This window comes from Pseudomonas sivasensis (assembly GCF_052938085.1).
In genome coordinates this window covers 4,125,858-4,151,686 of the sequence record NZ_CP176442.1, presented here as the reverse complement: position 1 = coordinate 4,151,686, position 25,829 = coordinate 4,125,858, and the positions used below count along the sequence as shown (strand labels likewise).

Sequence of the window (25,829 nt, the reverse complement as noted above, 5' to 3'; positions counted from 1 at the left end):
TCACTCCCATAACAGTATTTGCAGATTTGGCTTGACCGTGATGGTCAGTCCGTTGGTGCCGCTCACCGGGGTTTGCGTGCCGCGCAGCGGGTCATACAGGGTCGCGCTGGCCAATCCTGGCAAGTGAGCGTCACCGCCCTGTGCCGACCAAAAAAACCATAACTTGCGACCATCCGTGCGGGTCCAGCCGATGCTGAACAGGCCATCGGGCAATTGGTCGGCGGTGGGTGGGTCGCCGGGGATTAGCTTCGGCCCGCTGACGTCGAGAAAGTTTTTCAGCGCGGTGTAGACCGGCTTGGGGTTAGTGTCGATGTCCAGCAAACCGTAGGACTGGTCACGCACGCTGGCGCGCTGGTCCAGATCGCTCAAGGTAAACAGGAAAATCTTGTCGTAATCCATCGCGCTCATCAGCGCCAGGCGGCGTACTACGTAATCGGCCTGGGCCTGTGGGGTGATGATGTCCTGGGCGTCTTTGGGGCCGGTGTAGGTCGACCAACCCCATTCGGTGCTCCACAGGGTCTGCACACCGCCGGTGCGCAAGGCTTGGTTGAGTGCGGTGGTCTTGGCGATAAAGTCCAGGTTGGCGGGGTCGTTGCCTTCGGGCAATTGGGTGTAGGGGTGGTAGGAGATGACGGTATTCAGGCTGGCCACGCCGAGTGCGCCGAGGGCATCGAACATGGTCTGGCCGTTAGGCATTTCGCTGAAGAACGCCATACCGGCTGCGACCACCGGTTTGCTCGGGCTCATCGCTCGCAGCGCGGCGGCTGAGGTGGTCAGCAGCGTGGCGTAGCCGGCCGGATCGGCCACCGGACGCCAGAAGCCCAGCAGGTTAGGTTCATTCCACACTTGCCAGGCGTCCACGCTGGGGTAGCGCTGGGCGAGCAACGCCATGCGGTTGGCGAACACGTTCGGGTCCTTCGGCGGGTACTGGTCCTGATAGGGCGCACCCGCCGGTGCCGTGGTGGCAAACGGCGCCGAGCCGACCAGGTAAAACACCGACTTGAGCTGGTTGTCCTGCAGCTTGCCCACCAGTTGGTCCAGGGGTGCCACTTGGTACTGGCCCTCTACGGGTTCCAACTGATCCCAATGCAGGTCCAGGCGCACCCACTCCAAACCCAGCGCCTTGAGACGGTCGATCTGCTTCTGATAACGCTCGGGGCTGAACCATAGGAATTGCGCGTTCACCCCCAGGAAATCCTTCCATACCACCTCTTTGTTGCCCTTGAGCACATGGCTTTCTGCATCCGCCTGGCGCCCCCAAAAAAACGCAGTCAGGCCCAAGGCAGCGACCACGGCCAGGGTGGCGAAGTAGGTGCGTTTACGCGCCATGGCGAGCTCCTGAAATGGCGTCGCCAAACAGTGCGGCGAACTTCTGCGCGGTTAACGGCCACAAGCGCTCACGGCCGATTTCGCCGGCGCGTTCGGCCCAGTCCCGGGCCAACAGCGGTGTGCGCGCCAGACGCAGCAGTTGCTCGCTGAGCGCGGCCACGTCGCCTTCGGGGTAGATGGCGCCGTTGCCGCTGGCGACTTCTTCGGCAAACGCCCGGGCATCCGAGGTAATCGCTCCACGCCCGCACGCCGCCGCCCAGGACAACGCGCCGCTGGTGCCGCGCTGGCGCCCGAGCAGGCCGAGTTTTTTCGATTCACGGTAGGGCAGCACCATCACATGGTGCGCCTGAATGGTCTGGGCGATGTCGTCGGCCGGCAAGTTCAACCGCCAATCGATAGCGTCCGTCAGGCCGAGGTCGGCGATTTGGCTATTCAACTGCTCCAGGTAATTGCTGCCTGCGCCAAACGCCATTTCGGCGGCTGTGCCTCCGGCCAGGGTCAGGCGCACACGGTCTCGCAATTCAGGGGCTTGTTCGAACACGGCGGCCAGGGCCTGCAGCAGGTCCTCGATGCCTTTGCCCCGGTAGATAAAACCGAAGTACAGCAGGTGCAGCGTGTCCAACGGCGGCAGCGGCACGGGTGGGATGGCCAGGTTGGCGTGGTTGATCACCGCGACTTTGCCCGCCGGCAGTTGCATGCGCTGGCTCAGGCATTGGGCGCCCAGGCGAGTGAGGGTGATCAGCCGCGTCAGGCCTTTAGCGACCTGACGCTCTTCACGCAGGGTCAGTGGGTCGGCCAGCACGACCGCCGCCTGGGGCAGCGGGCTCGGCAAGCGGTCCAGCAGGTTCAACGGAAATGGCAACTGCTCGCGCCGCCACACGATCCGTTCCGGGTCATGCACGGTGGCGGTCAAGGGCAATGCCGGGTAGGTCTTGCGCAGTTCACGCAGGGCCAGAAACTCCCCCAGCCGCCCGCCGCCCAGCTCGGCGTGGACCAGGTCCACACTCTGCCAGTCGAATGCAGCGATAGCCTGCTTGATGGCCTCGCTGTTGCTCGCCACACCGGTCAACGGCGTCAGCACCGTTACGCCCAGGTGTTCCAATGCCGTGCGGAAATGGTTCGCGTAGTCGGCGATCCCGTTTTTTTCCGGCGGCAATGGGGCGAGCAGGGCGATGCGCATCAGAACGCTCCCCGGTACTTGGCGATGAATTTAAGCACCTTGGCCGGCACTTCGAACTTACGCCGGTTGATGATGATGCCGTCCACCTTGCCGAATGCCGTATTGAGGATCGACAGCGCGTGCTCGACCACGGGCACCGTGCTGGTGTTCGCTTCCACCACCAGGGCGATCAGGTCGGCGCGGCGCAGGTTGATAAACGCATCGCGGTTATCCAGCAGCGCCGACGCGTCCAGCAGCACCACTTCGCCCGGCTTGGCAGGTTCAGCCCCGCCGACCCGCACGTTGATGCCGTTTTCCTGAAGCAACTGACGCAGGTGTTCCACCACAAAGGTCACCCCCTCGCCATGGCGCGCCGAGGTCAGCCCCAGCGTCATGCCTTGCTCGGCAATCCGCTCCAACTGCAGCAAACCGTACAGGCGGTAGATGCTCGCATTGAACGCGTTGGTGCCTTGGGCGGTGCTGGTGTCCAACTCCGGCAGGGTCGTCCACAGTGGCAGGCCGAACTTGCGTTCCACCAAACCACCGTCGTGGATGCGCTGGTCGAGCAGGTAGCAAAGGTAGATCACAAGCAGGCCGACGACGATCGCAAACGGAATCGCCAACAGCAGCATCACCAGGGTTTTCGGGAAGATGCGGCCAGGGTTCAGGGTGGCTTCTTCGATCACCGCGATGTTGCTGATCTGGCTGTTATCCAGCTCACGGTCGATACGCGATTTTTCCAGGTTGTCCACGTACAACGCGTAGTTGCGTTCGGCGGTGCTCAGCTCGCGGCCCAGGCGGGTCAATTCCGGTTCGATCTCCAGGGCTTGCTTGCGTTGAGCTTCAAGGTTGACCAGTTGCTTTTGCTGCTGGACCAGTTGAGTGCGCAGCGCCAGGTTGTTGCTCGTTTCATCCAGCAGCACGCGCTGCAAGTGGATTTCCAGCGTGTTGGGCGCACGGTTTTCCGAGCTCTGCACGGTGTTGCTTTCGCTGGAGACGTGGGCCTGCATCGCGCGGATCGACGCATCCAGGGCTTTGACCGGCGGCGCGTTATCCGTGTAGGTGCGCATCATGTCAGCCTTTTCCAGCAGCTTCTGGTTGAGCAGGCGACGCAAGTCCTGCTGCTGCGGGTTCAGTGCGATCTGGCGAACCGTGGTCACTTCCTTGGGTTGGGTCTTGAGCTGCGTGCGAGTGCTCGCGATGGCGCTGTCGGAGGAGGCGATCAGGCGCGTGGTGTTGAACGTCTCGCCGCGCAATACGTTGATGCGCTCGGACAAGTCTTCCAGGCGATCAGTGATGCTGGCCGCACCGATCTCATTCAGGTGTGTGAGGATCTGCTCCTTGTAGCCCTTGATCTCCGTGGCGCTGGTGGACACCTGACCTTCATAGAACACATACAAACTCTTGCGCCCCAGAGCCTGGGTACGTTCGTTGATGTAGGTCTCGACCCAATCCTTGACCACCGCCTGGGCGATTTGCGGATCACCCCAAGTGAAGCTGATGTCCATCACCGTGGAACCGGCGGCGTGGCTCACTTCAAAGCTCTTTTCCAGGTTGGCGGCAAGGCGTTCCACCGGCGTGGTTTTTTCGATCACACCGATGCTTTCCAGCACCACGCGGATACCGTCGAACACCGCGCCGACGCCCTCCTTGACGGCGTGCTTGGTGCGCTTCCAGAAACCCTCCGGCGGCGGCGCATTGTTGATGACTTCCAGGTAGTGCTCGGCCACTGCACGCACGATAGGGCGCCCGGTCAGCAGGCGTTCTTCGTCGACAATCGGGTCGCGCTGGGTGCTGGGCATCACCAGCGCCTGACGATTACTGATCTCGATGGGCAGGGTCGAATCGCGGCCCGGTTTCACCAGCAGTCGAGCGGTGGATTCGTACTTGGCCGGCAGCAGGAACGCCCCCAGCAGTATGATCACCAACGCGGCAATGGCGGCCAGTTTGAACTCGCGCCGGAAGATGAAGAACAGGCGCAGCAGATCACGAAAAGAACGGATCTCGATCATAGGATGTCGCTCCTTTAGTTATTGCCGCCGCTGGTGCGTGTGTAGTTGTAGCCAACCCCAATGGACTTGGTGAACGGGATCAGTTGGTTCATGTAGGTATCCACTCCCTGGATGCGCTCGCCCACGTTGGATTTGGGCACGAAAACCACATCGCCGCGTTGCAGGTGCACCGGTTTGCGCCCGTTGGGGCCGGTCTTGAGCAGTTGGCTGAAGTCCAGGAAATAGGCGCGATAGGCGCCCTGGGCATCTTCGCGCAGCAGCGCAACCATGCTGGCATTGCCCGCCGGGCTCACCCCGCCGGCGCCGATAATCGCCTGTTCCAGCGTGTTGGCCGTGGCGATCTGCACCGCCGTCGGGTTATTCACCGCGCCGCCGACAATGACAGAGCTGCCCGGCGCCTGATTGATGTTCACCGTCACACGCGGCTCGCGGTATGTCTGCGCGAGCTTGCCGGTCAGCTCTGTCGCCAGCTCCGAAGGCTGGCGCCCCGCAACCTGGATTGGCCCCAGGAACGGGTAGTTGATCTTGCCGTCGGTCTGCACGGTGTACAGCGTCAACTCGTAGATCGTGCTGACGTTGAACGCCGACAGCGTCGGCATCTCGCCGGCATCACGCACGATGCGCAACTGGTCGCCGATGCGGATGCGTTCCACCGCCGGTGGCAACTGGGCCAGTTGGTCGAGGGCGCGCTTGCCGTCCTCGACGGTCTGGCTGTCGGGCGGCACGATGCGCGCCGGTGTATTACAGGCGGCCAGAGCCATCATGGCCACGACGAGCAGGGTTCGTTTCATCAAGGGGGACTTCCTGTGGGTCATGATGCTCACCTCCAATAACCGGGAAACATGCTGATGCGCCGCTTGAGGGCGAGAGGCAGACGACGCTCAAGATGGCCCAGGCGGTAACCGAGCAATTTGAACGCGCTGCGCACCAGCACCTCCGGCACGCGGTGCAAGGCGCCGGCTTTGCGCAAGGCTGCGAGTTCAGCCATTACATAGCGTTTGCCTTCGCCACCCGCGTCGCCAAAGGCCTGTTTGATCCACGGCTCACGGCCGTAGAACACGCCGATATCGAAGTAGCGGTGAAACTCGTCCATGAGTTTGTAATCGTGGGAGTGATGCACCAGCGCCGTAGCGGCGTAGCGCACCTTATAGCCGTCGAGAAGCATGCGCGCGGCGACGTAGGCGTCTTCGCTGCCGATCACGTCGGCGGGGAAACCACCCACCGCGTGCAGTGCACTGCGTCGGTACACGGAGAATGAGTCGGAGCTGAAGCAGGTCTTGATCCCAAGCGTGGGCGCGTCGGCCAGGCTTTTGCTGCGGCTGTGCTCCGGGTAGTTGAAGTGTCGCGATTGCGCGCCCAGTACACCCGCGTCAGGGTGGGGGAGTTGGCGCCCATAGGCGACGCCATTGAGCGGGTCCTCCTGCAACTCGGCGAGCAGGTTGGCGAACGTTTCGGGCGTGGCGGGAATAGCGTCCTGGGTCATCACGAACAACGCGTCGCCGCCAACTTGCTCGCTGGCCCAACGGCGGGTGCCGCCGTGGTTGAAGTCACGGGCGTCGATCACTTCGACCCATGCTCCGAACTCTCGAAAACGCGCCACGGTGTCATCGCTGGAGGCGCTGTCCACCACCAGCATTTCGTCCGGTTGCAGGGTTTGCATCTTCAGCGCCGGCAGCAGGCGTGCCAGGTGGCTGGATGCGTTACGGGTCGGGATGATCAAGGAGGTGCGCATGTCATTTTTTCACGTCGGCAGGCGCACGGCCGTAGATGTCGTCGAAGCGCACGATGTCGTCTTCGCCCAGGTACTCGCCGCTCTGCACCTCGATCATCACCAGGTCGATGATGCCGGGGTTGGTCAGCCGGTGTTTGTGCCCGGCCGGAATGTAGGTGGACTCGTTGGCGTTGATCAGGAACTCCCGCTCGCCGTTGGTGATCTGCGCCGCGCCGCTGACCACCACCCAGTGCTCGCTGCGGTGGTGGTGCATCTGCAGCGACAACGACGCCTGGGGCTTGACCACGATGCGCTTGATCTTGAAGCGGCTGCTTTCCTCCAACACGGTGTAGGTGCCCCACGGCCGGGTGACGGTGCGGTGCAGGCTGTACGCCGGATGGTTCTGGCGCTTGAGCTCGGCGACGATGTAGCGCACGTCCTGGCTGCGGTGGGCGTCGGCGATCAGCAAGGCGTCGGGGGTGTCGACGATGATCAGGTCGCGCACGCCCACGGCGCCCAATACGCGCTTGGGTGAGTCGATGTAGCAGTTGTGTACGTCATGCAAAATTGCTTCGCCATTGACCTGGTTGCCCTGGGCGTCGCTGGGGGTGAGCTGGCGCAGGGCTTCCCACGAGCCGATATCGCTCCAGCCAATGTCACAGGGCACCACGGCCACTTGGTTGGACTTTTCCATCAGTGCCACATCGATGGAAACATCCGGCGCAGTGGCGAAGGCGTCGGCGTCCAATTCACGCTGGCGCGAGGTTTTGTTTTGCAGGCTCTGGCTGCGCTCCAGCGCGGCGCGTGCGGCGTCCAGCACGTCCGGGGCATGGGCGGCCAGTTCGTCTACCAGGGTGCTGGCCTTAAAGCAGAACATGCCGGCATTCCACAGGTGCTTGCCGCCGTCGAGGTAGCCTTGGGCGGTGGCCAGGTCGGGTTTCTCGACGAAGCGTTTTACCCGGTTACCGTGGCTCAGTTTTTCGCCCTGCTCGATGTAGCCGAAGCCGGTTTCCGCATGGTCGGGCTGGATGCCGAAGGTCACCAGGTAGCCGGCTTCGGCCAGGTCGCGGGCCTGAGTCACGGCCTCGGCGAACGCGGCTTCATTGAGGATCAAATGGTCGGCGGGCATCACCAGCAACTGCGCGTCGCCGCCGAAGTGTTCCTGCACATGCAAGGCCGCCACGGCGATGGCCGCCGCTGTGTTGCGGCCGAACGGTTCCAGCAGCAGGTCCAGGGGCAGGTGGGCGTTGTTGACCGGTCGGTAGTCATCCAGGGTGCGGAACAGCAGGTCGCGATTGGTCACCGTCAGCACGCTTTCCACCCCAGGCAATTTGGCTGCGCGCTGAAAGGTTTTTTGCAGCAGGCTCTGGCCGTCACGCATGCGCATGAAGGGCTTGGGCATGTTCTGTCGCGACACCGGCCACAGCCGTGTGCCCGAACCACCGGAAACGATGCAGGGAATTAATCCGTTGAGGGTATTCATCAATAGACTTCCTTGGTGGAAAGGACGGCGGGGACCGTCATGAAGACGATGTACAGGTCAAACCACACCGACCATTTGGAGATGTATTCCAGGTCGTATTCGACGCGTTTCTGGATCTTGAACAGCGTGTCGGTTTCACCCCGGTAGCCATTGATCTGCGCCCAGCCGGTGATGCCTGGCTTCACGCGGTGGCGCGAGCTGTACTCGCTCACCGCCACTTCGAACGGGACACCTGCGGCCTTGGTCGCCGTGGCGTGCGGGCGCGGGCCGACCATCGACATGTTGCCCAGCAGCACGTTGAACAACTGCGGCAGCTCGTCGATGCTGGTCTTACGGATGATGCGGCCCACCCGAGTGATGCGTGGGTCCTGGCGAGTGGTCTGGCGTTCGGCGGTGAAGTCGCTCTGGTCGGTGTACATCGAGCGGAACTTGAAGACGCGGATTTCGTTGTCGTTGTAGCCGTAACGGTTCTGGCGGAACAGTACCGGGCCCTTGGAATCGAGTTTGATCGCAATCGCCGTGACCACCATCACCGGCGACAGACACACCAGCGCCAGGCTGGCGAGGAAGCAATCCTCCAAGCGCTTAATCACCGGCGACCAGCCGCGCAACGGCAGTTGCGAGGTGTTGAACATCAGGATGCCGCCGACGTCGGTGATTTTGCTGTGGCCGTAGCGCAAGGCGGCCATGTCGGGCACCAGCATCACGTTCACCGACAGCTGCCGCAGGCGATTGACCAGCCCATGAATGCGCTGCTCGGCGGCCCAAGGCAGGCAGATCATCACCTGGTTGACCTGCTCGGCGCGGATCAGTTTTTCCAGGTCACGGGTGTTTCCCAGCAAGGGCAGGCGGCTCAATTCCTTGGGGATGCGTTCGGTGCGGTCGTCGATAAAACCGATCAGCCCGGAACGGATATCGCCGTTGCGTTGCAGGTGGTCGGCCACATGCACGGCGGTGTCGGTAAAGCCCAGGATCACCGTGCGTTGAAGGTATTTGCCCTTGCGCATCAGGTGGCGGTACAGGCGCAGCATCAGCAGGCGTTCCAGGCAGAACAAGCAGAGGCTGGCGACGTACCACGCCACCAGATTGCGCGGGGTCAATAGCGGGAAAAACTGCAGGATCTGGTACATGAACAGCAGGATGCAAAACGCCGCCGACCAGGCTTTGATCTTGGTTTTCAGACGCAACCGGTTGCTGAATAACTCTTCGGAATAGATGCCCAGGGCCTGGAACAGAATGATCGTCAGGACCGCGAAAAATACCAATAGGCCGAGGAAATGACCGCGTAGCTCTGGGTCCATCGGGTCGATGAAAATCACCAGGACCAACGGGGGCAAAATGGCGCTCAGGCCATGTATGAATTTGACGAAAACAACAAAGAACTCAACAAAACCGGCACGCGTTAAAAACAGACTGTCGACGGACGACTTTTCTCGCATAAAACATCCCTCATTGCACTCCAGTCGCGCTTGCTCGATTGTTTGTTCAATAAAGCAACGGGTTGCTTTAAAGGCACTTCGAACTACGGCTACGCTGGGTAATACGCAACTATCCATTCAAAAAAATAAATCCATTTGAATGCTTTTCGCGGGGGTAGTGACTTAAGGAGTGTTTCCTTCATAGTGCTAGTCAACGGATTGACGATGTTGCGGGGCATGCAGGATAGACGGGTTAATCAGTCTTTTTATCGGCATTTTATTGACATTCCTTGTCCGAACACTCGGTGATGGGGTGTGTTTTTGAGTGTAGGAATAAATGTGAGATTTTTCCTGCTTAACGGGAAAACCTTTTTATGACCGAGGTAGGAAAGGGGGACAAAGAGGGCGTGGCAAGGCGCACTAAGTGCCTTGCCACTGGGGCTTTCGCGGGATTAGAAGTTGCCTTTCAAACTCACCGAAAAATTACGCGGTTCGCCATAAAAGTTTCCCCAAGAGGCGGTACCCACGGTGTTGTAGTAGGTTTTATCAAACAGATTGTTGCCGTTGAGCGCTACGGTCCAGGTGTCATCCACGCGGTAGGCCAGGCGCGCATTCCAAGTGGCGTAACCGGGCTGTTCGAGCTTGATGGTCTGCACACGATAGTTGCTGCTCTGGGCGTTGACCCCAGTGCCGACGCTCCATTTCGATAGCGCGCCGTCGAGTTGGTAATCGCCCCACAAACGCAGCATGTGGCGGGGCACGTAGGTGTTGGAAACGCCACCTTCCTTCGCGACTTCGATGTTGCTCAGGGACTTGGTCTGGGTGTAGGTATAGCCGCCGAACAGCTGTAGGCGTTCCAGCACTTCACCACTGATTTCGGCCTCTATGCCCTGGGCGCGCACCTTGCCTTTGTCGGTGTAGCAATAGCCATCGGCGGAGGTCGCGCATTGGGTGGTGTAGTCGGATTCGGCGCCGTTTTTCTCAAGGGCGCGGAACAGCGCCAGGGAGCTGTTGAGGCGTCCGTCGAACCATTCGCCCTTGATGCCCAACTCGTAGTTGTCGCCGATCTTCGGCTTGAGCGCAGCGCCGTCGACGGTAGCGTAGGAACTCTGCGGCTGGAAGATATCCGCATAGCTGGCGTACACCGACAGGTGCTCATTGAGGTCGTAGATCAGCGCGGCAAACGGTGTGACTTCGCCGGTTTCCCGAGTGCGTGCATCCTGCGAGGCCCATTCGCCCCAGGCCAGGTTGTAGGATTGGCGACGGTTCTCGTACCAACTGACGCGGCTGCCGACGATTAACATCAGCGGCTCGGCCAGGCGCAGGCGCAATGTGGCATAGGTGCCGTATTGGGTAGCGGTCTCCTTGACCGTGCCGCCACGGTACATGTTCGGCCAGAAGGTGCTGTCGGCCGGTTCCGGGAAGTGACGATTAGGTTGGTAGATGCTCTGGCGCAAGGCCAGGCTCTGGATCGCGTAGACATCGTCCTGAGTGCCACGGCTGCCGTTGGCGCCGAGGATCAACTCATGTTCCAGGCCGAAGGCTTCGAACGTGCCATCGACGTAGGCGTCGAGGCCGAAGTCCTTGTGGTTGTAGTCCATCAATGCGGCATAGGAACCGGCCGTGGGTGCCGGATCACCGTAGGCGATCGTGCCTTCGCTGGCAGCGTACTTGGTGTCTTGCAGATTGCGGCTGTGCACCGCCGACACCTTGAGTTTCCAGTCATCATTGAATTGATGGGTCAAGTCGGCAAAGAACGTGGTACGCCGGCTTTGCCAGTCGTTCCAGGACTGGCCCAGACAAGTGGAGCGGCTGAGGTTGGCGCTTTTGCCATCGGCGTAGCGGGGCAGGCCGCCCCAGCAAGGTGTGGCGTCGACGTCTTCGTAACTGGCGCCGACGCCCAGGGTGGTTTCGGGGCTGAGGTCGATGTCCAGCGCGCCGTAGAACGCTTGGTCCTGGCGCTTCTGGATGTCCATGTAAGAGCCGCGCTCCTGCTGGCTGATCGCTGCGCGGCCGCGAATAGTACCGCTGTCATTCAACGGGCCGCCGGTGTCGACGTCGGCGCGGTAGTTGTCCCAGGTGCCGGCGGACAACGACAGGCTGCTGGTGGGATTGGCCTGGGGTCGCTTGCGCACGAAGTTCACCGCGCCGCTGGCGGTGCCGGCGCCCTTGAGCATCCCGGCCGCACCCTTGAGCACTTCCACTCGGTCGTAGATCGCCATGTTGGCGCTGAAACTGTCGGCTTGTACGTAGTCTTTGCCCATGTCCAACGGCACGCCGTCGTACTGGTACTGGCCGAGCATCTTGAAGCCACGGGAATAGAAGTACTTGCCGCCCATGGGCGACTCGTAGGTGGTGATCCCCGGCGTGCGTTCCATCACATCGTCGATGGTGGTGAGGTTCTGGTCATCCATGAGTTGGCGGGTCAGCACACTGACCGACTGCGGCGTTTCCCTCAGGCTGTGTTCGCCTTTGCCAATGGTCACTGCGCCGGTGGTGTACGAACCGGTGCCGTCGGTGATGACGCCCAAGCGCTCGCCGGTGACCATCGTGGCGCCCAGGTTCAGAGCGCCGGTTTCGGCCACTTCGGGCAGCAGCAACCACGTGTTGTTGCCCTGGCGCTGGGCTTCCAGGCCTTGGCCTCGCAACAACTGGCCGAGGGCCTGTTGCGGGTCGAAGCGGCCGTTGAGGCCTGGGCTGGCCTTGCCGGCGACGCTGGTGGCGTCATACGACAGGCTGATACTGGCCTGACGGGCGAACTGGTCCAGCGCATCGGCCAGGGAGCCGGCGGCGATATGCCAGTCGCGGGCCTGGATGTCACTGGCTGGGGTTTGAGCCATCACGGCCAATGGCACAGCCGCGCCACTCAGGCAGGCGCCGAGCAAAGCGGCCTGCGCTGCGCGTTTGAGGGGGGAACGTTGGGAGGGGAACGCTTGCATGACCGCGGGATGCTCCTGAAGGAAGTGAACAGAACCGGCCTGTTGATCGGCCTTTCCTAACAGGTCGAGCGGTAATGCGAATTCACCTCATTTATTTTTGAAGGGTTATACGCGGGGTGAAACAGTCACCCAATAACGGCTGCGGTAGGTGACGTCGACCTTGAGTGAATGCGCCACCAGGCTGAGCACTTGATCGGTATCGTCCAACTGATAGGTGCCCGACACGCGCATCCCGGCGACCGCTTCGCTGCACCGCAGCAGGCCGTTTCGATAGCGCCCCAGCTCGGCGAGGAAGTTATCCAGGCGCATGTTGTGGGCGCTGATCACGCCATCGCTCCAGGCCCAAGGGTCGAGTCCATTGGCGAGGGGAGGGCGGATGCCATTGCGGTCGAACAGCACCTGTTCGCCCGGCTTTATCAACTGCTGTGCGTGGGTGTCGTGACGGTCGGCAAACAGCGCCACGCTGCCCTGTTGCACGGCGAGCAATGTGCCTTGGGCGTCTTCGCGTACCAGGAAGCGGGTGCCAATGGCGCGCAAGTAACCGTCGCGGGTCTGCACCCAGAAAGGTCGGCTGTCGACGCCGGTATTGACCAGGATTTCACCCTGGCGCAGGTGCACCAGGCGCCGCTCTTGATTGAACGCCGTATCGAAAGCGCTGGCGCTGTTGAGCTGGATGTTGCTGCCATCGTTCAGCGCCACCCAGCGTCGTTCGCCGGTGACGGTACGGTAATCGGCTATCAGGGCCGGCAGCGGCGTGTAGTCGCGGCCAAGCCAGGTCAAACCGGCTGCGCCGGCCGTCAGCCCGAGCAGTTTCAAGCCATCACGACGGCTGATGCGTTGGCGCGCACCCCGCAGGGCATGGCGCCCGACCTGGGCCGGTAGTTGGCTGAAGTCGTCATTCATCGTCGCCACCCGCTGCCACACTTGCTGGTGTTCGGCGCTGGTGTGCAGCCAGCGGTCAAATGCGGCGGTGCTGGCGTCGTCGGCTGTGTTGAAGCGCAGCGTGATCATCCACTGGATGGCCTGGTCTACGAGGCGCGGGTCATAGCTCGGCATAACGCAACCGATAACAGGCGTGCAGCGCCTTGGACAGGTCGCGCTCCACGGTCGCTTTGGACACGCCCAGACGCAGGGCGATCTGGGCGCAGGTCAGGCCATCAAGTTGGGCCAACAGGAACGCTTCGCGCACGCGCGGCTTGAGTTGGTCGAGCAGGCGGTCGATACGTTCGAGGCTGTCGAGGATCAGCCGCCGGGTTTCCTCCGACGGCACTTCAGCCTGCGGAAAATGCGCGAGACTTTCGAGGTAGGCACGCTCCAGTTCACGGCGCCGGTACTGGTCGATCATCAGGCTGCGCGCGATGCTGCTCAGGTACGCGCGCGGCTGCTGCACCGTCTGCTGCTTGCGCGCATTGAGCAGGCGTACGAAGGTTTCCTGGGCCAGGTCGGCGGCATGCTCACGGCAACCCGTGCGCCGACTCAACCAGCCGCGCAACCACGAATGATGGGCATTGTACAGCTGGCCGATGGCGGCATGGTCCAGTGGGTGATCGCTCGACATGGGCATCCTGGCGCAGCAGTCTTAATTGATAATGTTTCGCATTCTAGACGTTGGTCGTGGCGTTGAGCAATCACTGGCAAGCAATGTATCCAGCACAATTTTTTGTTTGCCCAAAGCGCGCCGATTAGTCTGCGGGCTTTCCTGGTGGAGGGCTGAGCATGATCGACGTGGCGACCCTGGCGATATTTTCCGGTGCCGTGGTGCTGTTGTTGCTATCACCGGGGCCGAACATGGCTTTTGTCATCAGCCATGGCGTGACCCACGGCTGGCGCGGAGCAATGGCGTCGGCGTTGGGCATCTGTGTGGCGGACCTGCTGCTGACGGTATTGACTGCCAGCGGGGTGACGGCGCTGGTTGCCAGTTGGCCGCCATCCTTTGATGTGATCCGCTATGCGGGAGTGATCTACCTGCTGTGGCTGGTGTTCAAGACCTTGCAGAAAAGCCCTGGCCTGGACATGGCTCACATCAACCGCGTGGCCTTGGGCCAAGTCTGTTGGCAGGCGATGCTCAACAGCTTGCTCAACCCTAAGGCGTTGCTGTTTTTTTTGGTATTCCTGCCGCAGTTCGTAAGGCCCGAGGCCGGGCCCATTGCCATGCAGTTGATGGTGCTCGGCGGTGTGCTGACTGTGATTGCCGGTGTATTTCACGTACTGCTGGGGTGTTTTGGCGGGGCGCTCAGCCGGTTCTTTGCCAGGCGCTCGAACAGCGCCTGGCTACAGAAGTGGGGCTTGGCGACGGTACTGATGCTGCTGGCGGTGCGCCTGGCGGTGATGTCTCGTCCCAACTGATCTTGGGTGGCGGGGAGCACGCCAGGCAGAGCTAGCGGCGCGCGTCCATGTCAGCCCAACCGCGCCGCCGCCCGTGCGGTGATCTCACCGCGCACCCTGCGCGATTCCTGCGTGCGCTTCTTCGCCTCTTCCAGCACATGCGCAGGCGCCGTCTGCGGGCTGCCCGAATCGAACGGCGGTGCGGGTGCATATTCGATCTGCAACTGCACCAGTTGCGCCGCCGCTTCGCTGTATAACTCGGCCGCCAGCACCAGCGCGAAGTCGATCCCCGCAGTGATTCCACCCCCTGTAAACAGGTTGCCGTCACGCACTACGCGCTCCTGCACCGGGATAGCACCGAGCGGGGCAAGCATGTCGTGGTAGGCCCAGTGGGTGGTGGCCTTGCGGCCGCGCAGCAGACCCGCCGCGCCGAGTACCAGCGAGCCGGTGCACACCGAGGTCAGATAGCGTGCGGTCTGGGCCTGGGTCTTGAGGAAATCCAGGGTGGCCGGGTCTTCCATCAGCGCACCCACGCCGGAACCGCCGGGCACGCAGAGCACATCCAGATTGGGGCAGTCGGCGTAGGTGGTGGTCGGTGTAAACACCAACCCAGTGCTGGAGGTGACCGGCGCCAGGTCTTTCCACACCAGGTGCAATTTCACGTCCGGCAGAGAACCCAGCACGTCATAGGGGCCGGTCAGGTCCAGTTGCTGGATGCCGGGAAACAACACAAAGCCGATCTGCAAGGTCATCAAGGATGCTCCGATAAAGAGGTGGACGGCTTCACTCTAGAGGCCTAGGCTTTGGCGAATACGCCATTGAACCCACGAATTACGCCAATCATGCCCAGAATTGTCCACGTCCTCGCTTTCGATAACGCCCAAGTGCTTGACGTGACCGGGCCGTTGCAGGTGTTCGCTTCCGCCAATGACTTGGCCCGCCAGCGCGGCCTGCCGCTGCCTTATGCGGTCTCGGTGATCGCTGCTCAAAGCGCGCCGGTGATGACCTCTGCCGGGCTGGCCCTGGTAGCCGAACCGCTGCCCGCCGTCGATGCGCCTTGCGATACCTTGGTAATCGCTGGCGGCTGGGGCGTTTATGGCGCCTCCGAAGACTTGGCGCTGGTGGACTGGGTTCGGGAAAAGGCCCGGCATACCCGACGCATGACCTCGGTGTGCACGGGCGCATTTTTGCTGGCCGCCAGCGGCATGCTCGATGGCTGTCGCGTGGCGACTCACTGGACGCGCTGCGAGGAATTGGCGCGCCGGTTTCCTTCGCTGACGGTGGAGTCCAATCCGATCTTCATCCAGCAGGGCGCCGTGTGGACGTCGGCCGGTGTCACCGCCGGCATCGACTTGTGCCTGGCCTTGGTGGAGGAAGATCTCGGCGGCGCGGTAGCGCTGGAAGTGGCGCGGCACCTGGTGGTGTTTCTCAAGCGCCCCGGCGGCCAATCGCAGTTCAGCGTGACCCTGTCCCTGCAAAAGGGCGACAGCCGCTTCGCAGAACTCCACGCCTGGATGGCCGAAAACCTCACTCTGGAATTGAACATCTCGACCCTGGCCGCCCAGGCCGGCATGAGCGAGCGCAGCTTTGTGCGCCACTACCGCGCCGAAACCGGGCAAACCCCAGCGCGCGCCGTCGAGCTGATCCGCGTCGAAACCGCCCGCCGGCAATTGGCAGACAGCAATGCGTCAATCAAACGTATTGCCGTGCAGTGCGGTTTTGGCAGTGAAGAAACCCTGCGCCGCAGCTTTTTGCGGGCCTTGTCGGTCACGCCCCAGGCCTACCGCGAACGCTTTTGCGCACTGGCCTGAACGAAAAGTACACCGTTGAACCAAGGTGCTATGTTGGCCTCCCACCCACAGCGGGCGGGGTTTTTATCGAAGCCTACGGCGGCACCCTCCGAGCTGAGAGCGAGGAGGGGCAGGGCAGCGTGTTCAGCTTCAGGATTGCCGCAGTGCCTTAAGCCCTATCGAGTAGCTCGATGATCGCTGACAGGGTCGCCTGCGGTGCTTCCTGGGGAATATTGTGGCCCACGCCGGGCAACACCTGGCGTCGGTAAAAACCGCTGAAGTGCTCCACGTCATCGTCCTCTTCCGGCGGTGGGCCTACGCCGTCATCGGCACCGCACAACGAGATGCTCGGCACCGAGATCGCCGGTTGCATCGCCAACGCCTGCTCGATGGCTTCCAGCGCCGGATCGCCGGGCGCATACATGAAACGGTGGCGGTATGAGTGAATCACCACCTCGACAAAGTCCGGGTTATCGAAGGACGGCGCCGTCTGCCCATACAGGTCCGGCCCCTCGGCCCATGACGGCGACCACAGCGCCCATAGCAATTGGCAGAGCTCGCGACGGTTGGCGGTCAACCCGTCCACACCGCGCTGGGTGTGAAAGTAATACTGGTACCACAACCGATGCTCCGTCACCGGCGCCCGAGGCTTGAGCGACTTGGCGATGTTCTGGATGTTGTAGCCATCCCCGGTCACCAGCCCGCGCACCCGCTGCGGCCACAGCGCGGCGACGATACACGCGGCGCGCCCACCCCAGTCATAACCCGCCAGCGTGGCTTGCGCGATACCCAGCGTATCCATGAACTCCAGCAAATCCTTGGCTAACGCGGCCTGTTGCCCGGAACGCATTACCTGCGCATTGATAAAACGCGTGGGGCCATAACCGCGCAGGTACGGCACCAACACCCGGCAGCCGCGCCCGGCGAGCACCGGGGCAATGGCGTCGTAAGCGCGCGGGTCGTAAGGGAAACCATGCAGCAGGATCACCGGCTCACCGTCTGCAGGGCCGTGGGCTTCATAGGCGATGTCGAGCATGGAGGTTTGCGCGTGGAGCAATGGGGCGGTCAGGGTCATGGTTGGGCTCCGTGGTTGGCCAGCGTTAGCACATTTGAAGGGACGCAAGGCCCTTGTGGTGAGCGGCCTTGCCCCGCGCTGGGTTGCGAAGCGGCCCTGAAATCAGACGCCGCGTTCTGTCAGGCAGAATGCGGCGTTTTTACTGGGTCGGCTTCGCAGCCCAGCGCGGGGCAAGCCCGCTCACCACAGAAGTATGTGTCAGCCTTTGCATTTTTGTGGATCACAGACCGCTATTTGGACCGCAGTGAGTCAGTGCCTTACCGGTCACCTCTCAGGGTTGCCATACCGTTTTCTCCCCACTCAATTTACGGTCCAGGAATGTCGCCGCGCTGATCAGCGCCAAATGGCTCAACGCTTGGGGCGTATTGCCCAGATGCCGCGCCTGGCTGTCGAACTCTTCGGCATACAACCCCAGTGGGTTGGCGTAGCGCAGCAGTTGTTCGAATTCCAGGTGGGCCTTTTCCACCTGGCCGGCGCGGGCCAGGCATTCCACGTACCAGAACGAGCAAGCGGTGAATGCGCCTTCGGTGCCTTGCAGGCCGTCGATCTGGCTGTCGTCGTTGCGATAGCGGTAGACCATGCCGTCGCGCACCAGGCTTTTCTGGATCGCTTCCAGGGTGCTCAACCAGCGCGGGTCGGTGGCGGCGACGAAGCGCACCAGCGGCATCAGCAGCATCGAACCATCCAGCGCCGTGCTGCCGATGTGCTGTACAAAGTGCCCGCGTTCTTCGTTCCAGAAGTTGCTCCAGATGTCGGCGTAGATCGCCTGGCGCGTCTGGTCCCAGCGCGCGAACGGCGCCGGCAGCGAGCGTTTGGAGGCCAGGCGGATCGCACGGTCCACGGCCACCCAGCACATCAATCGCGAATGCAGAAAGTGGTGCTGCTCACCGCGCATTTCCCAGATGCCCACATCTTTCTGGTTCCAGATTTCGCAGACCTGATCGGCGACTTCCACGGTGTGTTTCCAACCCTCGTGGGAGATGGCTTCGCCGTACTTGTTGACCAAGTACACCGCGTCCATCAACTCGCCATAAATATCCAGCTGGATCTGGTCGACGGCCTCATTGCCGATGCGCACCGGCCGGGCGCCACCGTGGCCGCTGAAGTGGTCCAGCTCGGTTTCTGGCAGCTCCTGACGACCGTCGATGCCGTAGAGGATGTTGATTTTGGTCGGCTTGCCGCAGCAGTCGCTGACGCGTCCTTTGAGCCAACGCATGTAAGCATTGGCTTCGTCGATGAAGCCCAAGCGCATAAAGGCATAGACGGTAAACGAGGCGTCACGGATCCAAGTGTAACGGTAGTCCCAGTTGCGCTCGCCGCCGGGTGCTTCCGGCAGCCCGAAGGTGGCGGCGGCGATAATTGCGCCGTGTTTGCGCGAGGTCAACAGCTTCAGCGCCAGGGCCGAGCGGTTGACCATTTCGCGCCAGCGCCCACGGTAGTTCGATTGGGCGATCCAGCCACGCCAGAACTTCAACGTGTGGGCCAGCGCCAAGTCGGTACAGCTGCTGTCGACGCGTTCATCGTTTTGGCCGCCGAGGACAAATTCGGCGCCTTCTTCCTGAGTCAGGGTAAAGCTCGCCACGGCAGTGTTGTCTTCGAGTTGCAGTGGATGGCTGCTGGACAAACGCAGGCCAGGCTGGCCGTCGGCGCTGAAGCACACGGTGCCGTTATCGAGGGAGGCGGCGGTTGGCGTGCGTGCGTAGTCATGGCGCACGGCGCAGCGCAGGTGAATGTTAGCTTGGCCGCTGACCACGCGTACCCGGCGGATCAACAGTGGCAGATCATCGGCTTCTTCGCTGATGGTCAGCAGGTCCGTGATTTCCACCACGGCTTCATCGCTGAGCCAGCGGGTTTGCAGCACGTTGGTGTCGGGCAGGTAGATCTGCTCGCGGCGGGCGTTGGGCAAATCCGGGGCGAGTTGGAAGATACCGGCATCGGGGGTGTCGAGCAGCGAGCAAAAGATCGAGGGGCTGTCGAATTCCGGCCAGCAGAAAAAATCGATGCTGCCTTTATCGTTAACCAGCGCCGCGCTGCGCATGTCGCCGATGATGCCGTGGGCGTCAATGGCGCTCTGTGGTTCGTTTTTCAAATCAACCTTTTTCAAATCAACCATTGTCACGAAACTCCGGATATAGGCTCATGCCGCCGTCAATGAACAAGGTACTGCCGACCACATAGTCGGAGGCATCGCTGGCCAGCCAGACCACGGCGTTGGCGACGTCTTCCACATCGCCGACCCGGCCATACGGGATCAACTTGAGCAGTTCTTTTTCCGCCGCGCCTTCGGTGGCTGCGCGGTTGATCGCCGTCCGAATCGCCCCTGGCGCAATCCCATTGATGCGGATGCGCTGCTCGCTGACCTCTTGGGCAAGGCTGCGCATCAGCATTTCCACGCCGCCTTTGGACGCGGCGTAATTCACATGCCCGGCCCAAGGGATCAGTTGGTGCACCGAGCTCATATGGATGATTTTGCCCGCCGCCCGGGACACGCCTTCACGGATGCCCTGGCGGTTGAAGATACGCAGGGCGGCGCGGGCACAGAGGAACTGGCCGGTGAGGTTGACGCCGATCACGCTGTTCCAATCGTCGAGGCTCATGTCGACCACGGCAGCGTCCTTCTGCATGCCGGAGTTGGCCACCAGGATATCCAAGTGGCCAAACGCATCGAGGGTCTGGGCAAACAGCCGTTCTACATCGGCCTCTTTGGACACGTCGGCGCCAATGGCAATCGCCCGCCCGCCGTCGGCGTTGATCTGCGCCGCCAGCGCTTCGGCGGGGGCGGCTTGGCGGTTGTAGTTCAGCACCACGGCAGCCCCGGCCTGAGCCAGAGCCTTGGCCGCACCAGCACCGATTCCGGAACTGGCGCCCGTCACCAGTGCTACTTGTTGCTCTAACGAGATGTGCATTGCCCACCCAGCCTATTAATTCATGAGTTCAATTAGCTGACTGATGGCGCGCAACGGAAGTTCATCCGTGTGGTAGCTGGGAGAAACTGAGCCGACTCACACTGGTTGTTGTGCGGGTGCTTATATCGACGTATCCGTATCAAACCGCGCGCAATGTGGACGCCATCGAGCGCCAGCGTTTCGACGCGTGGCGCACTGAGAACTCAGAACACCACTATGAGTTCGACCAGCAGCACTACACCCGCTCCAGCGACAACACCGCGGGGTTGTACCTGGGCTAGCCGTGTACGTTCTTTTTACAGGCCAGCGTCGGGTTCTGACCCGTATCGTTTGGGAAAAGTCGCAGCTCAGCGAGGGGCTTTGATTTTTTTGGCTATTTCTTACATCCATGCAGCGCATATTGCGGCGGACACAGGAACCGGTACCGACGAAAGCACCACGCATGGGAAAGCTGATGGGCTTCGACGTTACGTTGGAGCGACAAGCTGAAGATCGCGCCCACCGCAATGGAGAAAACTTATGTCGGTATCGATGTCCGATACACACGCTGCTGCTTCATCAACCTCTGCTCGTTCGCAGGACAATGTTGCGCCTCAAGGCAACGCCGAACGGCAGGTGCCCGCCCCGAACGGCAACGCGGCTGCGAACGTCAGGTTCCTGTCGCCGGAGAGCCAGGGCGGGCCGGTATTCGGCGATCGCCAGTCGTTGCCGGCCCGTCAGAACCCTTTTGAACGTATGGAGCCTTCTTACAGCGCGCCGGCCACGTCGAATTTCGTGACCTCTTTCAAACACTGGGTAGGCCATTGTTTTTCCGGCTATCGACCACCCTTTCCCGGTTGCAGCAATCCACCACCGAGGCCAAACCCAGGCTGCAGCAATCCGCCACCAAGGCCAAACCCTGGTTGCAGTAATCCGCCGCCGAGGCCAAATCCTGGCTGTAGCAATCCACCCCCACGACCCAACCCCACCCCCTGCAGACCCTATCCGATGCCTCCATGCAGGCCTGATCCGCAGTACTCGTTGAAAAACAACGAACAATTGGCGCAGCAGTTGAGCGACAACTTCAACGCCTTCAGGGACCGCAATAACCCTGGGTATATAAGCGTTGATAGTATCCATGCGATGGCCAAAAAAGGCTGGTCTCCCGATCCCGTCACGAACGCGAACATTCGCCTGGCCAACGAGTTGCTACGTCGTCCAGAACTGATGAGCGCCCTTGACCGGAATACCTCCACCGGTGCGTTGGATGGCCTGATCAATCGGCAAAATGTGAATGCTGTAATCAAGGGAGAAAATTACTTCAAATACAAGAGCGACAAGGAGTTGGCCGGGGAAATGCTTAAGCACTTCAACGAGTTGAAAAGTAATCCCAGGGCCGGGGAACTGAGCTTCCATGACCTCAGGCGGTTGGCGTCACAGTCTCAGACGGGCGATTCTTCCAAGGATCACCTTGTCCAGCTTGCCCAGGAAATTCTCAGACGCAGTGACGTGTTGAAGAAAATGGACAATCTCGCGGGCCGTGATAACGACGGTCGCATCAGCTGGCAAGCGCTCTACCAGCTTTCCCGTTAACCGAAACTCAGACGCCGTTATTGAATGACGGCGTCTGCTTCAATTGTGTCAGGAACTGTTTACGTCGATTTACCACATAGGTCATATGCACCGTCTTTCAAATTCCAAGTGGAGGGCTAGCAAATGACGTCAACCTCGTTTCACTCATCTCAACCCAGCTGTCATGAGTTGTTTCGTGATTCTCATGATGGCGACTCAACTCTGTCCAAAGGCGACATAGCGACGCAAGAGTCCCTGGCCCTGCAGACTGCGCATGCTGTCGAAGCCAGGCGCATGAGGACATTCGCAGGTCAGCACAAATTCCAGGCGCCCGTAGAGGAAGATTTTTGCAGGGGACTGCTCAAGTCCAACCACGCCTCTAGTGATAACACCAAGCCACTTAAACACTCCAGGCTGATGAGTTACCTGACGGCCTGGTGGAGTCGGTAAAGGCGCGTTCGTGGGTTTTTACATGCTGTCATTGGAATTCATTGGTCGTAAGGAACTGTCGTATTCGTCCAGCCACACATGAGGTGCTTGCCTGAGTGGAATCCATTCAATGATTTCGGCCGCCAAGGGGGCGATCACCGTACAGGCAGGGATCGGGAAAAAGTTGGAGAAAACCCATGAAAATCGAGGGTGTACTACCTCATGGTGGGCCTCTGGCACTGGACGGGATGGTTTCGAGACCCACAGCGCCAGCGTCGCTCACCCACGCTGAAACCTGGAATGACGCTCGCCCAGCGCACCCGGAAAACGCGTCGCGCGGGCGATTGCCGTTGCGCGGTACATTGTCGGTGCTGCATCACCGAGCACTGCAGAACCTGTCAGTGACGCGCGCCAATCTTTCGCCTCCCGGGGTGGCGTCCACGGACAGCCAATTAGCAACGGCCCTGGAGAAAGATTTTGGCAGGCTGCACCCATTCCTGAACGAAGGACGTTTGACCTGGTCGTCATTGCGGCGCGTTGCCGCTGAACGTACGGGTCAACACGAGGAGTTGGACCGAACGATTCAGGTGGTCAGTGAAATTCTGAAGCGACCGCGATTGAATGACGCGATCTTGAGCCGCGACGGTGATATTACTCGTGACAGTCTCAGGGCCGCCGCCCAAACATTGCAGGGCAATAGTTCTCCGAGCGTGTTCAGCCAGGATCCGTTCCATGCCCAGAGTAACACCCAGGTGGTGCAGGCCCTGCAGGGCCACTTCGAGCAACTGAGAGACAAATCCCAGGACCGGACGTTTCTGTTTGAGCAGCACCAGTACGTCGAAATCGCCACACTCAAGGCGGTCATGCAGGACCCGTATGCCGTTGACCCGCAGGGTATCCCAGTGCTGGAGCCGTCCACCGGCATGCCCAGGCCCAAGTACAGCGAGCTTTGCGTCTACACCGCAAAGAACATTCTAGAGCGGCCAGGGTTACTGCCTTCACTGGAGCGCGCGAACGGAACGCGACTATTTGGGCCTCCTCAAAAGGAAGGCTGGCTCAGCAACAAAAGTCTCGATCGTTGGCTGGAACAAGACGAAGCTCGCAAGGCGCGCTGATGGTTTACACCTTGAGAATTTTGCCGCTGAGGGACACACCCGCAAGTAACAATGCGATCAGCACGAAGGCGCTGCTCAGGCTGCTGCCATGTGCGATGAAACCGATCACGGCGGGGCCGGCAAGAATCCCGGCATACCCCAGGGTAGTGATGGCGGGCACGGCGATGTGCTCTGGCATCACTGTCTGTTTACCGACGGCGGTATACAGCACCGGTACGATATTAGAACACCCGGCGCCTACCAATGCGTAGCCCAGCAGAGCGGTTTCCCAGGCAGGAAGCAGCGTCGCCAGCAACATGCCGGCGGTGGCCAGTGCGCCCCCGATCACGATCACCCGCGTAGCGCCCAGGCGCCGTACGATGGCATCACCCGTCAAACGGCCGGCGGTCATGGTCAGGGCGAACGCTGCGTAACCCAGGCCAGCGTAGGCTTCGTCAAGTCCGCGTTCGGCACTGAGGAACACCGCACTCCAGTCAAGCACGGCGCCTTCGGCCAAAAACACGATAAAGCACAGACAGCCGATAAACAGCACCACGCCGTGGGGAACAGCAAATGCCGGGCCCGAACTTTCACTGCCGTAGGGCAGCAAATGCGGCCCGGCCTTGAGCAGCGCCACCGCCATGATGACGATCACCACCAGGGTCGCTTGGAGAGGCGACAGCCCCAGTCCCAACAACCCGGCAACCCCCGCCGCGCCGACAATACCTCCCAGGCTGAACAAACCATGGAAGCCCGACATCATTGTTTTGCCACTGGCCCGCTCAACAATCACGGCTTGCAGGTTCACCGTGGAGTCCACAGTGCCCAAGCCCGCGCCAAACAGGAACAACGCGGCGATCAGTAACGGTATCGAGCTGACCGTGGCCAGCATGGGCAGGGCCAGGCAGATCATGATCGTGCCGGCGCTCAGCACGCGTCGGCAACCATAGCGCGATGCCAATGCGCCGGCGGCCGGCATGGCGATGATAGACCCCACCCCCAGGCACAACAGCAGCAGGCCCAAGGTGCCCTCACTCAGTTCTGCACGAGCCTTGGCGTACGGCACCAGCGGCGCCCACGCAGCAATGCCGAAGCCGGCGATAAAAAATGCAATACGTGTCGACATCTGCTCCAACCGCCCGGGGATCACGGGCGCGGAGGTGGGAATGGCAGTCATGAAAAATCCTTGGTTTTGCGTTCAACGAACGGTGTCCGATGCGACATCCTTGCACATCGGGCCTTGGGGGGCGAGCCGGGTTCCCCGAAGATGACCTGTACTCAGGTTAATTTTTAAAAACCAGGAACCCTATGGATGTCGGCAGCCACAACAGGAGGTGTTGAGCTCGTAGGAGGCGGCCTGGAAGGTGCGTAATCCCTGTGGAAACCGGTGAACCCCGGGTTTCTCGTGGTGGATTACCACCTTCCAGGCCGCCTCCCACAAACGCTATGTTGTGTAATACGCTGCTTGCCCAGCCTGTAGGCAAGTGAGCGGACGAACCGATGAAAATTGGAAGGCGACTAGCACCATGACCCTGTTCTATGACGCACGAGGCAATATTTATGGCGTGACCAGCCCGGCTTTTTTACGAAACCAGGGCATTGAGGTGCCCGACAGCGCCGCGCAAGCCGTGCGTGCTCGCGAGCGTTGGGCAACCCGAGCCATAACGTCTGAATGCGACTGGGGTACGACGCCGCGTCCCATCAATGCCAAGCCCCACCGCTGTGATGGTTTGTTGGTTGGCCCGTTCCAGACCGAACCGCCGTTTGACCTATTGATCGTGAACACCGACGGCTCCCTGGCTGAGCGCAGTGGCAATGGGTTGACGATTTTCGCCCAGGCCCTCACTGACCAGGGCTTGATGACTGAGGCGTGTGAATTGCGAGTGCATCATGACAAGCCTGATGCAGTGTCGCCGGTGGTGACTCGTGTCGAGCCTGCCGTCTACGAGCACCTCTCGGGATTTTGGCTGGCCTTGGGTTTGCCTGGATTTGGGCCGTCAGCCGTTGGTGCGCAAGAGGTGGAGCAGACAATTCTGGCCGGCACTGAACTGAGTTACGTGAGGGCGTTGGCGGCGATCGATCCGCGGTGGACACACAGTCAGTTTGTGCGTGTAGGTAACCCTCATTGTGTGACCTTGGTCGATCAGGTGTCAGCTTTGCCGGAAAACCTACAGATGCAGCAACCCGCGTTGTATGAACCCTTGCAGGCGATAGCCTTCGCCCCTCCGGCTGGCAGCGGTCGCCCCTGTTTGGCCGGGGTCAATTTGCAATGGGTCGCCAGGCACTCCCGCAACCGAGTGATTGCCCGGGTGTTCGAACGGGGAGAAGGCCCTACGGCGTCCTCCGGAACCAGCGCCAGTGCCGTGGCCTGTGCGGCTTGGCGAGCGGGTTGGGTTGAGGGCGGTGAAGTCGCCGTGGTGATGCCTGGTGGCACTGCGCCGGTCCGCCTGCATACGCAGAACGACACACTGCAGAGCGTCAGTCTGTTCGGGACCGCGCGGCCTCAGGCGTAAAGCTTTTTGAATCGCTGATGCCCAAGGGGGTGTCAGCTGTTTCACGATCAATTAATTGATTAGACGAAAGTTGGTGTAGGGCATTTCTTGTCTTT

The 25,829-nt window shown here is 61.1% G+C and carries 21 protein-coding genes; 6 read left to right on the top strand and 15 right to left on the bottom strand.

All coding sequences use genetic code 11. The annotated features are described in order from the left end of the window. From ACKZ62_RS18980 to ACKZ62_RS18935, 10 genes are all read right to left on the bottom strand, one after another. On the bottom strand, nucleotides 1-1,329 hold the full coding sequence (locus tag ACKZ62_RS18980; RefSeq protein ID WP_447095663.1) for a GH39 family glycosyl hydrolase: 1,329 nt from the start codon (nucleotides 1,327-1,329) through the stop codon (nucleotides 1-3). Further along, the gene (locus ACKZ62_RS18975) at nucleotides 1,319-2,509 is read right to left on the bottom strand and encodes a glycosyltransferase (protein WP_122681526.1); all 1,191 of its coding nucleotides are present in this window, start codon (nucleotides 2,507-2,509) and stop codon (nucleotides 1,319-1,321) included. The genes ACKZ62_RS18980 and ACKZ62_RS18975 overlap by 11 nt, the downstream gene beginning before the upstream one ends. Continuing rightward, the gene (locus tag ACKZ62_RS18970) at nucleotides 2,509-4,500 is read right to left on the bottom strand and encodes a GumC family protein (protein WP_181640419.1); all 1,992 of its coding nucleotides are present in this window, start codon (nucleotides 4,498-4,500) and stop codon (nucleotides 2,509-2,511) included. Before ACKZ62_RS18970 ends, ACKZ62_RS18975 begins: the two co-directional genes overlap by 1 nt. A gap of 14 nt (nucleotides 4,501-4,514) precedes the next feature. Continuing rightward, nucleotides 4,515-5,291 (bottom strand): polysaccharide biosynthesis/export family protein, encoded by a 777-nt coding sequence (locus ACKZ62_RS18965; protein ID WP_032888222.1) that lies wholly within the window; start codon nucleotides 5,289-5,291, stop codon nucleotides 4,515-4,517. A 29-nt stretch (nucleotides 5,292-5,320) separates the two neighbouring features. Further along, nucleotides 5,321-6,232, bottom strand: coding sequence for a glycosyltransferase family 2 protein (locus tag ACKZ62_RS18960; protein ID WP_181640418.1), 912 nt, complete (start codon nucleotides 6,230-6,232; stop codon nucleotides 5,321-5,323). Nucleotide 6,233: 1 nt separating this feature from the next. Further along, nucleotides 6,234-7,694 (bottom strand): mannose-1-phosphate guanylyltransferase/mannose-6-phosphate isomerase, encoded by a 1,461-nt coding sequence (locus ACKZ62_RS18955; RefSeq protein ID WP_181640417.1) that lies wholly within the window; start codon nucleotides 7,692-7,694, stop codon nucleotides 6,234-6,236. After that, on the bottom strand, nucleotides 7,694-9,133 hold the full coding sequence (locus ACKZ62_RS18950) for an undecaprenyl-phosphate glucose phosphotransferase (RefSeq protein WP_095186468.1): 1,440 nt from the start codon (nucleotides 9,131-9,133) through the stop codon (nucleotides 7,694-7,696). The genes ACKZ62_RS18955 and ACKZ62_RS18950 overlap by 1 nt, the downstream gene beginning before the upstream one ends. Before the next feature lie 431 nt (nucleotides 9,134-9,564). Next, on the bottom strand, nucleotides 9,565-12,051 hold the full coding sequence (locus tag ACKZ62_RS18945) for a TonB-dependent siderophore receptor (RefSeq protein WP_122681522.1): 2,487 nt from the start codon (nucleotides 12,049-12,051) through the stop codon (nucleotides 9,565-9,567). A gap of 105 nt (nucleotides 12,052-12,156) precedes the next feature. Next, nucleotides 12,157-13,107: a FecR domain-containing protein gene (locus tag ACKZ62_RS18940; RefSeq protein ID WP_181640416.1), complete on the bottom strand. Its 951-nt coding sequence runs from the start codon at nucleotides 13,105-13,107 to the stop codon at nucleotides 12,157-12,159. Then, a complete protein-coding gene (locus tag ACKZ62_RS18935) occupies nucleotides 13,094-13,609 on the bottom strand; it encodes a sigma-70 family RNA polymerase sigma factor (protein ID WP_447095662.1) in 516 nt (171 codons plus the stop codon). Before ACKZ62_RS18935 ends, ACKZ62_RS18940 begins: the two co-directional genes overlap by 14 nt. A 158-nt stretch (nucleotides 13,610-13,767) precedes the next feature. Between ACKZ62_RS18935 and ACKZ62_RS18930 the strand changes: the two genes are divergently transcribed. Next, complete coding sequence (locus ACKZ62_RS18930) at nucleotides 13,768-14,397, top strand: LysE family translocator (RefSeq protein ID WP_032888237.1); 630 nt, start codon at nucleotides 13,768-13,770, stop codon at nucleotides 14,395-14,397. A gap of 50 nt (nucleotides 14,398-14,447) precedes the next feature. Here ACKZ62_RS18930 and inhA read toward each other — a convergent pair whose 3' ends face one another. Further along, complete coding sequence (gene inhA, locus ACKZ62_RS18925) at nucleotides 14,448-15,128, bottom strand: isonitrile hydratase (RefSeq protein ID WP_447095661.1); 681 nt, start codon at nucleotides 15,126-15,128, stop codon at nucleotides 14,448-14,450. A gap of 90 nt (nucleotides 15,129-15,218) precedes the next feature. Here inhA and ACKZ62_RS18920 point away from each other — a divergent pair, with 90 nt between their 5' ends. Beyond that, entirely contained in the window at nucleotides 15,219-16,187 is a 969-nt protein-coding gene (locus ACKZ62_RS18920; RefSeq protein WP_447095660.1) for a GlxA family transcriptional regulator, read from the top strand. Nucleotides 16,188-16,335: 148 nt separating this feature from the next. Here ACKZ62_RS18920 and ACKZ62_RS18915 read toward each other — a convergent pair whose 3' ends face one another. From ACKZ62_RS18915 to ACKZ62_RS18905, 3 genes are all read right to left on the bottom strand, one after another. Further along, on the bottom strand, nucleotides 16,336-17,241 hold the full coding sequence (locus ACKZ62_RS18915) for an alpha/beta fold hydrolase (RefSeq protein WP_095186466.1): 906 nt from the start codon (nucleotides 17,239-17,241) through the stop codon (nucleotides 16,336-16,338). Between the two features lie 271 nt (nucleotides 17,242-17,512). Continuing rightward, nucleotides 17,513-19,354 (bottom strand): glycoside hydrolase family 15 protein, encoded by a 1,842-nt coding sequence (locus ACKZ62_RS18910; protein ID WP_447095659.1) that lies wholly within the window; start codon nucleotides 19,352-19,354, stop codon nucleotides 17,513-17,515. Further along, nucleotides 19,347-20,147 (bottom strand): glucose 1-dehydrogenase, encoded by an 801-nt coding sequence (locus tag ACKZ62_RS18905; protein WP_447095658.1) that lies wholly within the window; start codon nucleotides 20,145-20,147, stop codon nucleotides 19,347-19,349. The genes ACKZ62_RS18910 and ACKZ62_RS18905 overlap by 8 nt, the downstream gene beginning before the upstream one ends. Before the next feature lie 116 nt (nucleotides 20,148-20,263). Here ACKZ62_RS18905 and ACKZ62_RS18900 point away from each other — a divergent pair, with 116 nt between their 5' ends. From ACKZ62_RS18900 to ACKZ62_RS18890, 3 genes are all read left to right on the top strand, one after another. After that, nucleotides 20,264-20,428 (top strand): hypothetical protein, encoded by a 165-nt coding sequence (locus ACKZ62_RS18900; RefSeq protein ID WP_164440459.1) that lies wholly within the window; start codon nucleotides 20,264-20,266, stop codon nucleotides 20,426-20,428. A 238-nt stretch (nucleotides 20,429-20,666) separates the two neighbouring features. After that, nucleotides 20,667-21,719: a type III secretion effector protein gene (locus ACKZ62_RS18895; protein ID WP_178075189.1), complete on the top strand. Its 1,053-nt coding sequence runs from the start codon at nucleotides 20,667-20,669 to the stop codon at nucleotides 21,717-21,719. A 605-nt stretch (nucleotides 21,720-22,324) separates the two neighbouring features. Beyond that, nucleotides 22,325-23,242 (top strand): type III secretion protein, encoded by a 918-nt coding sequence (locus ACKZ62_RS18890; protein WP_177434325.1) that lies wholly within the window; start codon nucleotides 22,325-22,327, stop codon nucleotides 23,240-23,242. A gap of 4 nt (nucleotides 23,243-23,246) precedes the next feature. Here the strand turns inward: ACKZ62_RS18890 and ACKZ62_RS18885 are convergent, their stop codons facing one another. Then, entirely contained in the window at nucleotides 23,247-24,398 is a 1,152-nt protein-coding gene (locus ACKZ62_RS18885) for an MFS transporter (RefSeq protein ID WP_032886723.1), read from the bottom strand. A 349-nt stretch (nucleotides 24,399-24,747) separates the two neighbouring features. Between ACKZ62_RS18885 and ACKZ62_RS18880 the strand changes: the two genes are divergently transcribed. Further along, nucleotides 24,748-25,734: a diaminopimelate epimerase gene (locus ACKZ62_RS18880; protein WP_447095657.1), complete on the top strand. Its 987-nt coding sequence runs from the start codon at nucleotides 24,748-24,750 to the stop codon at nucleotides 25,732-25,734. Nucleotides 25,735-25,829 lie beyond the last annotated feature (95 nt).

Bases quoted from the DNA above. Each gene is read 5' to 3' on its own strand.
- ACKZ62_RS18980 (WP_447095663.1), bottom strand. From the start codon at position 1,329: ATGGCGCGTAAACGCACCTACTTCGCCACCCTGGCCGTGGTCGCTGCC.
- ACKZ62_RS18975 (WP_122681526.1), bottom strand. From the start codon at position 2,509: ATGCGCATCGCCCTGCTCGCCCCATTGCCGCCGGAAAAAAACGGGATC.
- ACKZ62_RS18970 (WP_181640419.1), bottom strand. From the start codon at position 4,500: ATGATCGAGATCCGTTCTTTTCGTGATCTGCTGCGCCTGTTCTTCATC.
- ACKZ62_RS18965 (WP_032888222.1), bottom strand. From the start codon at position 5,291: ATGAAACGAACCCTGCTCGTCGTGGCCATGATGGCTCTGGCCGCCTGT.
- ACKZ62_RS18960 (WP_181640418.1), bottom strand. From the start codon at position 6,232: ATGCGCACCTCCTTGATCATCCCGACCCGTAACGCATCCAGCCACCTG.
- ACKZ62_RS18955 (WP_181640417.1), bottom strand. From the start codon at position 7,694: ATGAATACCCTCAACGGATTAATTCCCTGCATCGTTTCCGGTGGTTCG.
- ACKZ62_RS18950 (WP_095186468.1), bottom strand. From the start codon at position 9,133: ATGCGAGAAAAGTCGTCCGTCGACAGTCTGTTTTTAACGCGTGCCGGT.
- ACKZ62_RS18945 (WP_122681522.1), bottom strand. From the start codon at position 12,051: ATGCAAGCGTTCCCCTCCCAACGTTCCCCCCTCAAACGCGCAGCGCAG.
- ACKZ62_RS18940 (WP_181640416.1), bottom strand. From the start codon at position 13,107: ATGCCGAGCTATGACCCGCGCCTCGTAGACCAGGCCATCCAGTGGATG.
- ACKZ62_RS18935 (WP_447095662.1), bottom strand. From the start codon at position 13,609: ATGTCGAGCGATCACCCACTGGACCATGCCGCCATCGGCCAGCTGTAC.
- ACKZ62_RS18930 (WP_032888237.1), top strand. From the start codon at position 13,768: ATGATCGACGTGGCGACCCTGGCGATATTTTCCGGTGCCGTGGTGCTG.
- inhA (WP_447095661.1), bottom strand. From the start codon at position 15,128: ATGACCTTGCAGATCGGCTTTGTGTTGTTTCCCGGCATCCAGCAACTG.
- ACKZ62_RS18920 (WP_447095660.1), top strand. From the start codon at position 15,219: ATGCCCAGAATTGTCCACGTCCTCGCTTTCGATAACGCCCAAGTGCTT.
- ACKZ62_RS18915 (WP_095186466.1), bottom strand. From the start codon at position 17,241: ATGACCCTGACCGCCCCATTGCTCCACGCGCAAACCTCCATGCTCGAC.
- ACKZ62_RS18910 (WP_447095659.1), bottom strand. From the start codon at position 19,354: ATGGTTGATTTGAAAAAGGTTGATTTGAAAAACGAACCACAGAGCGCC.
- ACKZ62_RS18905 (WP_447095658.1), bottom strand. From the start codon at position 20,147: ATGCACATCTCGTTAGAGCAACAAGTAGCACTGGTGACGGGCGCCAGT.
- ACKZ62_RS18895 (WP_178075189.1), top strand. From the start codon at position 20,667: ATGTCGGTATCGATGTCCGATACACACGCTGCTGCTTCATCAACCTCT.
- ACKZ62_RS18890 (WP_177434325.1), top strand. From the start codon at position 22,325: ATGAAAATCGAGGGTGTACTACCTCATGGTGGGCCTCTGGCACTGGAC.
- ACKZ62_RS18885 (WP_032886723.1), bottom strand. From the start codon at position 24,398: ATGACTGCCATTCCCACCTCCGCGCCCGTGATCCCCGGGCGGTTGGAG.
- ACKZ62_RS18880 (WP_447095657.1), top strand. From the start codon at position 24,748: ATGACCCTGTTCTATGACGCACGAGGCAATATTTATGGCGTGACCAGC.